13 protein-coding genes and 1 pseudogene are annotated in these 13,929 nt (G+C 69.7%); 8 read left to right on the top strand and 6 right to left on the bottom strand.

Annotated features, from left to right (window positions below):
• Positions 1-63: 63 nt before the first annotated feature.
• Positions 64-455: pseudogene (locus tag IEZ15_RS13215) on the top strand (SgcJ/EcaC family oxidoreductase).
• A 79-nt stretch (positions 456-534) separates the two neighbouring features.
• Here IEZ15_RS13215 and IEZ15_RS13210 read toward each other — a convergent pair.
• Together IEZ15_RS13210 and IEZ15_RS13205 are read right to left on the bottom strand one after the other, a co-directional pair.
• The gene (locus IEZ15_RS13210) at positions 535-717 is read right to left on the bottom strand and encodes a DUF397 domain-containing protein (RefSeq protein ID WP_189276698.1); all 183 of its coding nucleotides are present in this window, start codon (positions 715-717) and stop codon (positions 535-537) included.
• Positions 714-1,601 (bottom strand): DUF5753 domain-containing protein, encoded by an 888-nt coding sequence (locus IEZ15_RS13205; protein ID WP_229845865.1) that lies wholly within the window; start codon positions 1,599-1,601, stop codon positions 714-716. The genes IEZ15_RS13210 and IEZ15_RS13205 overlap by 4 nt, the downstream gene beginning before the upstream one ends.
• Before the next feature lie 242 nt (positions 1,602-1,843).
• Here IEZ15_RS13205 and IEZ15_RS13200 point away from each other — a divergent pair, with 242 nt between their 5' ends.
• Positions 1,844-2,341, top strand: a complete 498-nt coding sequence (locus IEZ15_RS13200; RefSeq protein WP_189276696.1) for an ATP-binding protein — start codon at positions 1,844-1,846, stop codon at positions 2,339-2,341.
• Here the strand turns inward: IEZ15_RS13200 and IEZ15_RS13195 are convergent.
• Genes IEZ15_RS13195 through pdhA form a run of 3 tightly spaced genes read right to left on the bottom strand, consistent with a single transcriptional unit; the run spans position 2,328 to position 5,924 of the window.
• A complete protein-coding gene (locus IEZ15_RS13195) occupies positions 2,328-3,749 on the bottom strand; it encodes a dihydrolipoamide acetyltransferase family protein (RefSeq protein WP_189276694.1) in 1,422 nt (473 codons plus the stop codon). The genes IEZ15_RS13200 and IEZ15_RS13195 overlap by 14 nt on opposite strands.
• A 10-nt stretch (positions 3,750-3,759) precedes the next feature.
• Positions 3,760-4,740 (bottom strand): alpha-ketoacid dehydrogenase subunit beta, encoded by a 981-nt coding sequence (locus IEZ15_RS13190; protein WP_114245456.1) that lies wholly within the window; start codon positions 4,738-4,740, stop codon positions 3,760-3,762.
• 2 nt (positions 4,741-4,742) lie between these two features.
• Positions 4,743-5,924: a pyruvate dehydrogenase (acetyl-transferring) E1 component subunit alpha gene (pdhA, locus tag IEZ15_RS13185; RefSeq protein WP_189276692.1), complete on the bottom strand. Its 1,182-nt coding sequence runs from the start codon at positions 5,922-5,924 to the stop codon at positions 4,743-4,745.
• Between the two features lie 340 nt (positions 5,925-6,264).
• Between pdhA and IEZ15_RS13180 the strand changes: the two genes are divergently transcribed.
• The 3 genes from IEZ15_RS13180 (at position 6,265) to IEZ15_RS13170 (ending at position 8,639) form a co-directional block, all read left to right on the top strand.
• Positions 6,265-6,924, top strand: a complete 660-nt coding sequence (locus IEZ15_RS13180) for a response regulator (protein WP_114245458.1) — start codon at positions 6,265-6,267, stop codon at positions 6,922-6,924.
• Positions 6,925-7,091: 167 nt separating this feature from the next.
• Positions 7,092-7,520 (top strand): pyridoxamine 5'-phosphate oxidase family protein, encoded by a 429-nt coding sequence (locus IEZ15_RS13175; protein ID WP_189276690.1) that lies wholly within the window; start codon positions 7,092-7,094, stop codon positions 7,518-7,520.
• Positions 7,521-7,646: 126 nt separating this feature from the next.
• Positions 7,647-8,639: a phosphotransferase gene (locus IEZ15_RS13170; RefSeq protein ID WP_189276912.1), complete on the top strand. Its 993-nt coding sequence runs from the start codon at positions 7,647-7,649 to the stop codon at positions 8,637-8,639.
• Between the two features lie 26 nt (positions 8,640-8,665).
• On the opposite strand, the gene IEZ15_RS13165 is transcribed toward IEZ15_RS13170, so the two are convergent.
• Positions 8,666-10,297, bottom strand: a complete 1,632-nt coding sequence (locus IEZ15_RS13165; RefSeq protein ID WP_189276689.1) for a protein kinase domain-containing protein — start codon at positions 10,295-10,297, stop codon at positions 8,666-8,668.
• 295 nt (positions 10,298-10,592) lie between these two features.
• Between IEZ15_RS13165 and IEZ15_RS13160 the strand changes: the two genes are divergently transcribed.
• From IEZ15_RS13160 to IEZ15_RS13150, 3 genes are all read left to right on the top strand, one after another.
• Positions 10,593-12,239: a protein kinase domain-containing protein gene (locus IEZ15_RS13160; protein ID WP_189276688.1), complete on the top strand. Its 1,647-nt coding sequence runs from the start codon at positions 10,593-10,595 to the stop codon at positions 12,237-12,239.
• 618 nt (positions 12,240-12,857) lie between these two features.
• Positions 12,858-13,094 (top strand): hypothetical protein, encoded by a 237-nt coding sequence (locus IEZ15_RS13155; RefSeq protein ID WP_189276687.1) that lies wholly within the window; start codon positions 12,858-12,860, stop codon positions 13,092-13,094.
• Positions 13,095-13,177: 83 nt separating this feature from the next.
• Positions 13,178-13,792, top strand: coding sequence for a PadR family transcriptional regulator (locus tag IEZ15_RS13150; protein ID WP_189276686.1), 615 nt, complete (start codon positions 13,178-13,180; stop codon positions 13,790-13,792).
• Positions 13,793-13,929 lie beyond the last annotated feature (137 nt).

Below are 13,929 nucleotides of genomic sequence, written 5' to 3'. Positions count from 1 at the left end.
GTTCGGCTGAGGTTCTGGGGCGATCCTGACCTCAAGTCCGCTTGAGATCCCAGAGTGATCTGCATGAACACCGAAACCGCAGACATCAAAGCCATCGAACAGGTCGTCGCCACTGTCGAGCGCGCTCAGCGCGCCAAGGACGTCGAGGGCTTCCTCACACTCTTCCACCCCGACGCCCTCTGGACGACCGGCCACGGCAAGGTCCTGATCGGCTTCGACGCGATCGCCGAGTTCACCCGCACCGTGCTGCCTGCGGCCAACTGGGAGGAGAGATCACCTACGAGGCAGTGCACACGCAATTCCTGCGGCCCGACGTGGCGGCCGTCAAGGTTCGGCAGGTCTACCACTCACCGGAGGGCAAAACGGAAGGCGCTCCGCTCTACGTCATGACGAAGCAGGATGACGGAAGGTGGCTGCTGCACGCCTGCCAGAACACGGCAGTGTGGGTCGAATAGACATCTCGAAGTCACGGACGGCGGCGGCGCGGGGGAAATCGCAGGCGACCTCCTCGCCCTCGCCGTTCCACCGCCGCGCCTACGGTTGCCGGCGCAGGCCCGCCGTGAAGCTGTCCCACGCGGTGGGAGCGAGGACGAGGAGCGGGCCGTCGGGGCGCTTGGAGTCGCGGACGGCGACGGTGCGGGGTATGTTGCGCGCGACCTCGACGCACTCGCCGTTCGGCTCGCTGTAACTGGACTTCCTGAAGCGGAACTCGGTCACTCGTTCATCCCCTTGGCAATGCTCTCCATGACCCGCAGCGAGTCGTACGGTGAGAGGCTCGTGGCGCAGGTGCGCGCGAACAACTCAGTGTAGGCGGCGCTCTCTTCGGCCCCTTCGACCCAGTTGGTGGAGCGCAGTCCGTCCATGTGCACCACATCCAGAGCACCGGACTCGACGAACGACAGGATGTTGAAGGGCCCTCCACCGCACAAGTGCACCCCCGCCCTGAACGGGAGTACCTGCACGTCGACATTGGGCATCTCGGCCAGTGAACACAGATGCTCAAGTTGTTGCCTCATGACCTGCGGGCCGCCGATCATCTGTCGCAGTGCCGCCTCCCAGATCACCGCGTGAACTCGTAGAGGGTTGTCGCCATACAGGCGCCGCTGGCGGCGTACTCGCACGTCGACCAGACGCTCGACCTCGTCGATCCGGTCAGGCGAGACGGCTGCGACGGAGAGGGCCCTCATGTACTCGGGCGTCTGAAACAAGCCTGGGATCAGAGCGAGTTGCCACGTACGCAACCTGAGAGCCACATCCTCCATGGCGATGTACTCGCGCAGACTCCCTTGCGTCAACGAGGTGGCCCACCAGCCCTTTGCCCTCCGCCGTTCCCGGTCCAGCTTGGCCAGCCGAAGCAGAGCGTCCACCGTGTCCGGACTGTCAACTCCGTACGCCGCGCACAGCGCCACGACGTCCGGGTCCCGGAACGGAACCCAGCCATGTTCCATCTTGGCGATCTTGGCCGCCTGAGCACTGAGTGCCTGCGCGGCTTGCGTCTGGTTCAGTCCGGCGGCTTCTCTGAAGCTCAGCAGCTGACTGCCCAACTGACGTGCAAGGACCGTGGACACACGGTTCCCCATGTCTGCGCGCGGCTTCGGCACAGCTCGACACCTCCTGTTGTCGGAGACAGTCTCCAACCGGCAGGCGGCACCTCACAATCACCCTGACGGGGAAAATTATCTCCGAGATGTTGTGTGGCATAGCTCGAATCGCTACGTTCGGCGCACAACCGCTCGCACAGCGGAGCCGAAACCGGCGGAAGTGCACCGCCCTGCCCCGCGCCAAAACCGGCGCCCCGCAGGCGCGGCATCGCCACCGCCCCCTCACCGAGAGGTACGCGACCATGACCTCAGCCCAGGAGAAGCCCCCCGCCCCCGAACCCGTCCTCCGCGAGGACCGGCTCGACTTCGCCCCCACCGCCCGCAGCGTCTCCTTCGCCCGGCGCCGCACCGCGCGGCTCGTTCGGGAGTGGGGGTATCCGGGCCTGGTCGGCGACGCTGCCTTGCTGGTCAGTGAGTTGGCGACCAACGCGTTACTGCACGGCGCCATCCGGGGGCGGCTCTTCCGCGTCCACCTCACGCTCAGCGCGGCCATGCTGCGTATCGCGGTCAGTGACCCGCGCGGCGAGCGGCTGCCCGGTCTGCGCGCGGCCGGGGACGACGAGTGCTACGGGCGGGGGCTCGTCATCGTCGCGGGGATCGCGGACCACTGGGGCGTCGAGCCGCGCAACGTCGGGAAGACCGTGTTCGCCGAACTCGCCCTGCAGCGGAAGCCGGACATGCCGATGGGCCCGCGCGAAGCCGTTCGCGCGGGCCCATCTCGTACAGCTACGCCCAGGTGATCAGGCGCTTCGGCTGTTCCAGGATCGCGGCGACGTCCGCCAGGACCTTGGAGCCGAGCTCGCCGTCGACCAGGCGGTGGTCGAACGACAGGGCCAGCGTGGTCACCTGGCGGGGCTTCACCTTGCCCTTGTGGACCCACGGCTGGAGCTTGATCGCACCGACCGCGAGGATCGCGGACTCGCCCGGGTTCAGGATCGGCGTGCCCGTGTCGACGCCGAAGACGCCGACGTTGGTGATGGTCACCGTGCCGCCCGCCATCGCGGCCGGGGAGGTCTTGCCCTCGCGGGCCGTGGAGACCAGCTCGCCCAGGGACGCGGCCAGTTGCGGGAGCGTCTGCTCGTGCGCGTCCTTGATGTTCGGGACGATCAGTCCGCGCGGGGTGGCGGCGGCGATGCCCAGGTTGACGTAGTGCTTCTGCACGATCTCCTGGTTCGCCTCGTCCCAGGCGGCGTTGACCTCCGGGTTCCGCTTGATCGCGACGAGGAGGGCCTTGGCGATGATCAGGAGCGGGTTGACCCGCACCCCCGCCATGTCCTTGTCCTCCTTGAGCTCCGCCACCAGCTTCATCGTGCGCGTCACGTCGACGGTGACGAACTCGGTGACGTGCGGAGCCGTGAACGCGCTGCCGACCATCGCCTGGGCGATGGCCTTCCGTACACCCTTGACCGGGATGCGGGTCTCGCGGGCGCCCACCGTGGTGACCACGGCCGGAGCCGGGGCCTCGGGAGCGGGGGCGGTCGCCACCGGAGCGGCGATCGGCGCGGGGGCCTGTGCCGGTACGGGCTTGGCCGCCGCGTGCACGTCCTCGCGGGTGATGATGCCGCCCTCGCCGGTCGGGACGACCGTCGCCAGGTCGATGCCCAGGTCCTTGGCCAGCTTGCGGACCGGCGGCTTGGCCAGCGGCCGGCTCTCCGGGACGACGGTGGCGTGGCCGTTCATCTCGCTCTGGATCGCCGTCGCGGCAGCCGTCGCGGCAGCGGCCGTGCCCTTGCGGGCCCGTCGCTTGGTCGAGCTCTCGGAGACGCCGTAGCCGACCAGGACCGGCTGGCGGCCCTTCGGGGCCTCGGGCTCCGGTTCGGGCTGAGCAACCGGGGCGGGTTCGGCCGCCGGGGCCGGCACCGCGTCACCGCTGCCCGGGGCCACGTCCACCGCGATGATCACCTGGCCGACGTCGACCGTCGTGCCCTCGGGGAAGCGCAGCTCGTGCACCACGCCGTCGAACGGGATCGGCAGCTCCACGGCCGCCTTCGCCGTCTCGACCTCGCACACGACCTGGCCGTCGGTGACGGTGTCGCCGGGCTGGACGTACCACTTGAGGATCTCGGCCTCGGTCAGTCCCTCGCCCACGTCGGGCATCTTGAACTCACGGAAGCGAGCAGCGTTGGAAGTGTCGTTCATCGTTGTCACGCCCCAGTCCTCAGTACGCCAGCGAGCGGTCGACGGCGTCGAGCACACGGTCGAGACCCGGCAGGTACTCGTCCTCCAGCCGCGCCGGCGGGTACGGGGCGTGATAGCCGCCGACCCTCAGCACCGGTGCTTCCAGGTGGTAGAAGCAGCGCTCGGTGATCCGGGCGGCGATCTCGGCCCCGGAGCCGTAGAACACCGGCGCCTCGTGGACCACGACCAGCCGGCCGGTCTTCTCGACCGAGGTCTGGATGGTGTCGAAGTCGATCGGAGACATCGAACGCAGGTCCAGGACCTCGATCGACTTGCCCTCCTCCTGGGCAGCCGCGGCCGCTTCCAGGCAGACCTTCACCATCGGGCCGTACGCGACGAGCGTGAGGTCGGAGCCCGTACGCGCCACCGAGGCACGGTGCAGCGGGCCGGGGATGGAGTCGGTCTCGACCTCACCCTTGTCCCAGTAGCGGCGCTTCGGCTCGAAGAAGATGATCGGGTCGTCGCTCTGGACGGCCTGCTGCATCATCCAGTAGGCGTCGCTCGCGTTCGAGGGCGAGACCACCTTCAGGCCCGCGACGTGCGCGAACAGGGCCTCGGGGGACTCGCTGTGGTGCTCGACGGCGCCGATGCCGCCGCCGTACGGAATCCGCACGACGACCGGCAGCTTGATCTTGCCGAGCGCCCGGGCGTGCATCTTCGCGAGCTGCGTGACGATCTGGTCGTACGCGGGGAAGACGAAGCCGTCGAACTGGATCTCCACGATGGGCCGGTAGCCGCGCAGGGCCAGGCCGATCGCCGTACCGACGATGCCGGACTCGGCGAGCGGGGTGTCGATGACCCGGTCCTCGCCGAAGTCCTTCTGGAGTCCGTCGGTGATCCGGAAGACCCCGCCCAGCTTGCCGACGTCCTCACCCATGATGAGGACCTTGGGGTCGGTGTCGAGGGCCTTGCGCAGCGACTCGTTGAGAGCCTTCGCAATGGACATCTTTTCCATGGCCATGGCTACTTGCCCTCCTCGGCGGTGTCTGCGAACGATGCCTGGTAGGCGGCGAACTGGGCGCGCTCCTCGTCGACGAGCGGGTTCCCGTCCGCGTAGACGTTGTCGAAGATCGCCATCGGGTCCGGATCGGGCATCGCCCGCACCACCTCGCGCACCCGCTTGCCGAGGGCCTCGCTCTCCTCGTCCAGCGCGGTGAAGAACGCCTCGTCGGCGGCGCCCTCCTTCTCCAGGTACGTGCGCAGCCGCAGGATCGGGTCCTTGGCCTCCCAGGCGGCCCGCTCCTCGTCCGCCCGGTACTTCGTCGGGTCGTCGGAGGTGGTGTGCGCGCCCATCCGGTAGGTGAACGCCTCGACGAGGGTGGGTCCTTCACCCCGGCGGGCCCGCTCCAGCGCCGACCTGGTGACGGCCAGACAGGCCAGTACGTCGTTGCCGTCGACCCGGACGCCGGGGAAGCCGAAGCCCTGCGCGCGCTGGTAGAGCGGGACGCGGGTCTGCTTCTCGGTCGGCTCGGAGATCGCCCACTGGTTGTTCTGGCAGAAGAAGACGACCGGGGCGTTGTAGACCGCGGAGAACGTGAAGGACTCGGCGACGTCTCCCTGGCTGGAGGCACCGTCGCCGAAGTACGCGATCACGGCCGAGTCCGCGCCGTCCTTGGCGACGCCCATGGCGTAGCCGGTGGCGTGCAGGGTCTGCGAGCCGATGACGATCGTGTACAGGTGGAAATTGTTGGTGTTCGGGTCCCAACCGCCGTGGTTCACACCGCGGAACATCCCGAGCAGATTGGTCGGGTCGACGCCCCGGCACCAGGCGACGCCGTGCTCGCGGTAGGTCGGGAAGACGTAGTCGTCGTCGCGCAGGGCCCGGCCGGAGCCGATCTGGGCGGCCTCCTGGCCGAGCAGCGAGGCCCACAGGCCCAGCTCGCCCTGACGCTGCAGGGCGGTGGCCTCGGCGTCGAAGCGGCGGGTCAGGACCATGTCCCGGTACAGACCGCGCAGCTCTTCGGCGGTCAGGTCGATCTGGTAGTCCGGATGCTCCACCCGCTCGCCCTCGGGCGTCAGCAGTTGCACGAGCTCGGGCTCGGAACTCTGTCGCGTCTTGGCGGGCGTCTTAGCGGGTGTTTTCACGGCGCTGGTCCGCTTGCTGCTGCGTCGCGGTTTGCGCGCGGCAGTGCTCTCCACGGTCACGTACGTGCTCCTCCGTCGGTCCGGCCCCCGGGGTCTGCCGGGAAGCCAGTGCGGCTCGCCTGTGTCCGTACCCGTGCACGGGGTGGGTGCCGCTCGGTCCGGGAACAGGCGTGACAGGTGCCCCGGCGAGCGCCCTGCCAAAAGCACGTTACCCAGTACGCCGCATAACTGCGAAACCCTATCTGACCTGCGATTTTGCTTGGATTTCCAAGTAAATCGAAAAAGTCGGGAACTCTCGCTGGTCACAGCACCGGGAACAGCCTCGCAGGCCGCCGGAACAACGGCACGTTATCCCGCCGTTCGGCGGCAGGGAAGAGGCGAGTGTGTGAGACTGCGTTTTGTGCGCGAACAAGGAAAAATCACCGTTTTTCTGCTGGACGACCACGAAGTCGTCCGGCGCGGAGTCCATGAATTGCTCTCGGTCGAGGACGACATCGAGGTCGTGGGCGAGGCCGCCACGGCGGCGGACGCACTGGTCCGTATCCCCGCGACCCGGCCCGATGTGGCGGTGCTCGATGTGCGGCTGCCGGACGGGAGCGGGGTGGAGGTCTGCCGGGAGGTCCGTTCCCGGGACGAGAACATCAAATGCCTGATGCTGACCTCGTACGCCGATGACGAGGCGCTCTTCGACGCGATCATGGCGGGCGCGTCGGGATACGTACTGAAGGCGATCCGCGGCAACGAACTGCTGAACGCGGTACGGGACGTGGCGGCCGGGAAGTCGCTGCTGGACCCGGTGGCGACCGCCCGGGTGCTGGAGCGGCTGCGCGACGGCAAGAAGGGCCGGGGTGAGGACAAGCTCGCCGGTCTCACCGATCAGGAGCGCAAGATCCTCGATCTGATCGGGGAGGGGCTGACGAACCGGGTGATCGGCGAGCGGCTGCACCTCGCCGAGAAGACGATCAAGAATTATGTCTCCAGTCTGCTCTCCAAGCTGGGCATGGAACGACGCTCGCAGGCCGCCGCGTACGTGGCCAGGCTGCAGGCGGAGAAGGGCTGAGCGCTGTGTGGTGACAGTGCTGGGAGGGGCTGAGCGCCGCGTGGCGACAGGGCCGGAACGTGCACGGGGCGGCCGCGGCCCTCGGTGATCTTTCGGGACTTTGGTCCCGGCCCACCTGGGGCCGCGGCCTCTTTTTACGGCCTCCCCGGTGGCGGAGAGTGGAGAGCATGCCCTCTGAGGAACTCCACGCGATCGAACTGCTCGGCCGCGTCCGCTACGGCCGGCTGGCGACGAGCATGCGGGCCCTCCCGATACTGGCGGTCGCCCGCCACATCGTGGTCGACGGCCGCGTCGTCCTGCGGATGCACAGCGGCCTCGGCTACCACGAGGCCTGCGACGGCACGGTCGTGGCGTACGGAGCGGACAACTTCAACGCCGCGCCCTCGGGGGGCGACGGCGAGCTGTGGTCCGTGCAGTTCACCGGCCCCGCCGAGATCGTGCACCCGACCCCCGAACAGCGGGAGCGCTTCGGCGCCGCCCCCGTCCAGGTGAACGGGGAGCCGTTCGCCCCGGCCTATCTGGGGGTCGACCCGCACTTCGTCTCTGCGCACACTCTGGGCTTCCACGCAAGTCAACCGATCCGCAACGCAGCGTGATCTAACATCTGGCGAGTGCCGCGCTCATCTGTAACCCTTCCGTCTGCTCCGTCGGCCGGCGAGGTGCTGTGCTCGTCCGTGCCCCGTTCGGCTGTGCCCCGTCCGCCCGTTCCTCCGGTGGACGAGGTGCTGCGCCATTACCCGGATGCCGGTGAGCCGCTCACCTGCAAGCCCGTCACCCAGGGCCTGCTCAACCACGGCTACCGCGTCTCCACCACCCGCGGCTCCTACTTCCTCAAGCACCACCTCGACGACTCCACCGGCGACCGCGCCACGATCGTCCGCCAGCACCGCGCCACCCAGCGGCTGCAGTCACTCGGCGTGCCCGTCGCGCCGCCCGTGCAGGACACCGAGGGCGACACGGTCACGGAGATCGACGGCCGGTGCTACGCCCTGCACCCCTGGGTCGACGGACTGCACCGGGCCGGCGCCCAGCTCACCACTGCCCAGTCGCAACGGCTCGGAGCGCTGCTCGGGGCCGTGCACACCGGGCTCGAACAGGTCATGGAGGCGGGCACCGGGCTCGCGGGGCGGCCCGGCGGCTACCGGAGCCCCGACCCCGCCGACACCTTCGCGCTGATCGACGACCTGCTGGCGGCCGCGCGCGGGCGCCGCCCCCGGGACTCCTTCGACGAACTGGCCGAGCACCGCCTCCTGGAGCGGCGCACCCTGCTGGAACAGCACGCCGACCGCAGGCCGCCCACCCCCGACATCCCGGCCACCGGCTGGGTGCACGGCGACTTCCACCCGCTGAACGTCCTCTACCGGGGCACGGACCCGGTCGCGATCCTCGACTGGGACCGGCTGGGGGTCCAGCCGCGCGCGGAGGAGGCGGTACGGGCCGCGGCGATCTTCTTCGTCCAGCCGGCCGGGAAGCTGGAGCTGGAAAAGGTACGGGCGTACGCGGGGGCCTACCGGCGGGCGGCAGGGGCGGGGGCGGCGGAGCTGGCCGCGGCGGTGCACCGGGTGTGGTGGGAGCGGCTCAACGACTTCTGGATACTGCGCTGGCGGTACTGCCTGCACGACCGAAGGGCCGACCCGCAGTTCCCTGCGGTGTCGGCCCTGGCGGTCTGGTGGACGCGTGAGTACGAGGCGGTGTGCGAGGCGTTCACGGGGTGAGGCCGCCCCGTGAACGCCCGTCCGGGCTAAGGGGTGGTGCCGGCCGTGCTGCCGGCCGCCGCAGACGTGCCGGTGGTGGCCCCGGTGGCCGCGCCACTGGCGGCGCCACCGTCGGCCGCACCCGTACCGCCGTCGGCCGCACCCGTACCACCGTCAGCTGTCCCGCTACCACCGTCGGCCGCACCCGTACCGCCGTCAGCTGTCCCGCTACCACCGTCGGCCGTGCCCGTACCGGCGTCGGTGCTGCCACCTGTGGCCGGTGCGGACGGCTTGGTCGACGGCGGCTCGGACGACTCGCTCGGGGTGACCGGCGGGGTGTAGGGCTGCTGCGGCCGCGTGTCCTGCTGGTTGCCGGTGGAGTTCTCCGGCTGTCGGCTCTCCTCGCTCTGCTCGTCGCTCGGCGCGGACGGACTCTTCGAGGGATCCGGCGAGCTGGAGGTCTTCGTGGGCGTCCTCTCCTGCTGGTTGCCGCTGCTGTTCGCCGCGTTGACGGCGATGGCGACACCGGCCCCGATCGCGATCAGCGCGAGCACGACGAACAGCCACAGCTTGCCGCGGCCGCCTCCGCCGTGGTGTCCGCCCTCGTAGCCGCCGTCGTCGGGGTTCATCGGCGGCAGGATCGGGCCCTGCGAGGTGTCCCCGTGCTGCGGGTGGCTCATCGCCATCGTGCCCCCGGCGATACCCATGGCCGGGGTGTGTCCGCCTTCGTGCATCGCGACCGGGCCAGTGTTCCACGCACCCGTGTGGCCGCCCTGCACCTGAAGCATCTGCAGTCCGTACTGGACGAGGCCGCGCATCTCCTCGGCGCTCTGGAACCGGTCATCCGGGTCCTTCGCGAGCGACCGCATGACGAGCCCGTCCAGCTCGGGCGGCACCGCGTTCATGATCTCGGACGGCGGGACCGGAATGTCCTGAACGTGCTGGTACACCACGGAGAGCGGCGTCTCACCCGTGAACGGGGGCCGCAGCGCGAGGAGTTCGTACAGCAGACAGCCGGTGGCGTACAGGTCGGAGCGGTGGTCGACGGCCTTGCCCAGCGCCTGCTCGGGGGAGAGGTACTGCGGCGTGCCCATGACCATGCCGGTCTGGGTCATCGTCGACTGCGCACCGTGCAGCGCACGGGCGATGCCGAAGTCCATCACCTTGACCGCGCCGGAGTCCGTGATGATCACGTTGGCCGGCTTGATGTCACGGTGCACGATGCCGTGCTGGTGCGAGTACGCGAGGGCTTCCAGCACCCCCGAGACGATGATCAGCGCCTGCTCGGGCGGCGGGGCCTCGGCATTGAGCAGGAGATCGCGGATGGTGCGGCCCTCGACGAGCTCCATCACGATGTAGGGGACGGTCTGGCCGCCCACGACGTCCTCGCCGGAGTCGTACACGGCGACGATCGCATGGTGGTTGAGGCCGGCGACCGACTGTGCCTCGCGCGTGAACCGGGCCTTGGAGACCGGGTCCTCGGCGAGATCGGAACGCAGGAGCTTGACCGCGACCGTCCGTCCCAGCCTGACGTCCTCGGCCGCGAAGACCTCCGCCATGCCGCCCCGGCCGAGCCGGTGGGTCATCCGATAACGTCCGTCACCGACGACGCCGTCGATGCCCCAGGAGTCGGTGCCATCCGAAACTCCGCCGCCGTTTGCTTCGGGTTCGGGTGCCATCAGTCCTCGCCGTCGTATCTGTCCGCGCGTCCGCGGGTTCTCACGGTGTCTAGCTGCATTGCCACGTCACGCTACAGCCTCCGCCGGACACACCGTTTCCGAGAGGGACGGGTCATCCAACCGGCCGGTGTGCCGCACGCGCAAATTCCATGCGGTTCCTGTAACGCTTCCGAGACGCTTCTTGTGCGTAGGGTCACGGAACGGGCACCTGGCTTGACGTGTCGTACCCCTCGGGCAGACTTGGCGCGTAAATAGGGATCATCGCGTCAGTCGCGCGCCGAGGGGGAAGCAAGTCATGAGCCAGGACGGCGCACACGGCGCTCAGGGGCGCTATGCGGGCGGTTCGGTCGCCGGCGGCCGGTACCAGCTTCGCGACCTGCTCGGCGAGGGCGGGATGGCGTCCGTATACCTGGCGTACGACTCCGCACTGGACCGCCAGGTCGCGATCAAGACGCTGCACACGGAGCTGGGCCGCGAGCAGTCCTTCCGTGAGCGGTTCCGGCGCGAGGCGCAGGCCGTTGCCAAACTGCAGCACACCAACATCGTCTCGGTCTTCGACACCGGCGAGGACGAGCTCGGCGGCGCGCTGATGCCGTACATCGTCATGGAGTACGTGGAGGGGCAGCCGCTCGGCTCCGTGCTCCAGGCGGACATCCGGAATTACGGTGCGATGCCGGCCGACAGGGCGCTCAAGGTGACGGCCGACGTACTGGCCGCACTGGACACCAGCCACGAGATGGGCCTGGTCCACCGCGACATCAAGCCCGGCAACGTGATGATGACCAAGCGCGGTGTCGTGAAGGTCATGGACTTCGGCATCGCCCGCGCCATGCAGTCGGGCGTCACATCGATGACGCAGACCGGCATGGTCGTCGGCACCCCGCAGTACCTCTCCCCCGAGCAGGCCCTGGGCCGCGGGGTGGACGCGCGCTCCGACCTGTACTCGGTCGGCATCATGCTGTTCCAGCTGCTGACCGGACGCATCCCGTTCGACGCGGACTCGCCGCTCGCCATCGCGTACGCGCATGTCCAGGAGGAGCCTGTCGCGCCCTCCACCATCAACCGGTCGATCACCCCGGCGATGGACGCGCTCGTCGCCCGCGCACTGAAGAAGAACCCGAACGAGCGCTTCCCGAGCGCCGCGGCGATGCAGGACGAGATCGCGCGCGTGCTGAACGCGAGCGGGCAGACGGGCGCCCCGGTGATCGTCGCGGGTGGCGGCGCGCCGTCGAACAGCGGATCGGGCGTCGGCTCGGCGGTCTTCCCGCCGGTCGACCAGTCCACCCCGGCGCCGCAGAACGTCCAGACGCCGTACCAGCCGGGCCCGTACCAGTCCGGTACCCAGTCGGGGCCGTACGGTGCGCCGACCCCGGCACCCGCTCCGGCTCCGTCGTACGGCTATCCGCAGTCGGCTCCGGCGTACCAGAGCCAGGCGCCGATGTCCCCGATGCAGCAGCAGACCCCGCCGCCCTACACGATCGCGCCGCAGACGCACTCCGGCGCCGGCAGCTCCAAGCGGAACATGCCGGTGATCGTGGGCTCGATCGTGGTCGCGCTGATCGCCATAGGTGGGCTGATCACGGTGCTCTCACTGAAGGGCGGCGAGGGTTCGGGCGGCAACAACTCCGCGAATGAGTCGCCGGCCGCGAGCGAGCACAAGGATCCGGAGCGGAACCGGACGATGAAGACCGAGGACTGCACGGACGCGATGGAGGACAGCGAAGACCCCGAAAAGGTGAACGCGCCAAAGTTCCTTTACAAGGACATCCTCTCCGCGAAGGCATGCGCGGACGCGGCGGGCTGGACCATCAAGCAGATCAAGGTGCCGGGGAACACATACGCGGAGGACCAGGTCATCGACCAGTTCCCCACCTCCGGAACGGCCGTGCCCAAGACGGGCGCCCACTTCGAGCTGCGCATCGCGACGGGCGACCCGGCCTGACCGGACGCGTACGCGGGTACACGGAGGTGACGGCCCGGTACCTGTGAGGGGACTTTCCGGGCCGCATACACGTGACGGCACCCCCAGAGAACGTCATATGTCCGAGATGCCGGACATACCATCACGTGTGACGCTGCCCTCATGGCTCCAGGACTTCTCCCTTCACGGTCCACGAGGTGCGTGGTCTGTCTCATATTCTCGGCGGGCGCGGCACTGGGGGGTGCAACTGGCCTGGCGCACGCGGACCGGCGCACCCCTGGTGGGACGCCGGGGGCAGCCGACACCGCGGTGACGCCGCCCACGACCGCGTCGGACGGACCTTCCGCCCAGCCTTCCGCCACCCCCGGTGCCGAACCGTCAGGCAAGGGTTCAGTCACTCTGTCGGCCGCACCCTCGGCCACGCCGATGACCACTCCCCCGGGGGGCGTCTCGGCCGCCCCCGCACCTCCGGCACCCCCTTCGCCCCCCTCCCCGGCCTCCGGCTCCCCCTCGACCTCACCCCCCTCCCCCGCCGCGAACGCGGGGTCGCCGCCTCCCGAAGCGCAGCCCCCGCTCGCCGGGCGTGAGGCCGGGGAGGGGCGACAGCGCCCCGGGCGACACCTCCCGCCACAGGAGCTCGTGCCTGCGGACAGCGCGTTCGACGAGCCCGACGCGCGGCCCGCGGCGACCGACCCGGCGCCGGTGATCGCCGTGACACCGGCGGCGAGCACGCCCCCCGAGGCCGGCCGGCTCGCTCCGCAGGCCGGCGACGGGCCGTCCGTGCAGCGGGTGCAGCGGGTGTCGCTGGGCGCGGGAATCGCACTGATAGGACTGGGGCTGGGCTTCCTGGCATTCCGTTTGCGCCGCCCGAACTGAGACGACCCGCAGGCCTCCCACCAGCTCCCACACACTCCGGCTGAGGCTTGCGTCGAGCGTCATACTCGGTATACATACTCAGTATGTCGATCCGCCACGGGCTGCTGGCCCTGCTGGAGCGGGGGCCCCGATACGGCTCCCAGCTCCGTACCGAATTCGAGTCGCGCACCGGCTCCACCTGGCCGCTCAACGTCGGCCAGGTGTACACGACGCTGAGCCGGCTGGAGCGCGACGGCCTGGTCGCCCAGGACGGTGAGGACGACCAGGGGCACGCCCTCTACTCGATCACCGACAGCGGACGCACCGAGCTGCGGAGCTGGTTCGAGACGCCCGTCGACCGCAGCAACCCGCCCCGCGACGAGCTGGCCATCAAGCTCGCCATGGCGGTCGGCGCGCCCGGTGTCGACATCCGGGCCGTCATCCAGTCCCAGCGCCACCACACCGTGAAGGCGATGCAGGACTACACCCGCCTCAAGGCACAGGCCCTCGCCGATGTCCCGGCCAACCGCGACGAGGTCGCCTGGCTGCTCGTACTCGAGCAGCTGATCTTCCAGGCGGAGGCCGAGGCCCGCTGGCTGGATCACTGCGAGTCCCGGCTGGTCCGCCTCGCCGAGGCCGCCGCCACGGATCCGGAGCCGGAGGTACGTACGGCCAACCGCGCCCCGGCCCGTACCGCGCGCCCACGCACCCGGCGCTGACCACCGGCCACCCGGAAACCGGCACTGCCCTCAGGCCATCACGTACGCACCGGGCGCCGACGACGGACTGCCAGGTACACACCCGGCACCGGCCACGAACCGCATCGGTGTCCGGCGCCGATCCCACAGACCCGTTC

The sequence above is a fragment of the Streptomyces atratus genome, assembly GCF_014648655.1.
GTDB classification, from domain to species: domain Bacteria; phylum Actinomycetota; class Actinomycetes; order Streptomycetales; family Streptomycetaceae; genus Streptomyces; species Streptomyces atratus.
Note: the sequence above shows the minus strand (reverse complement) of the source record. Positions and strands in the feature narration are given on the sequence as shown.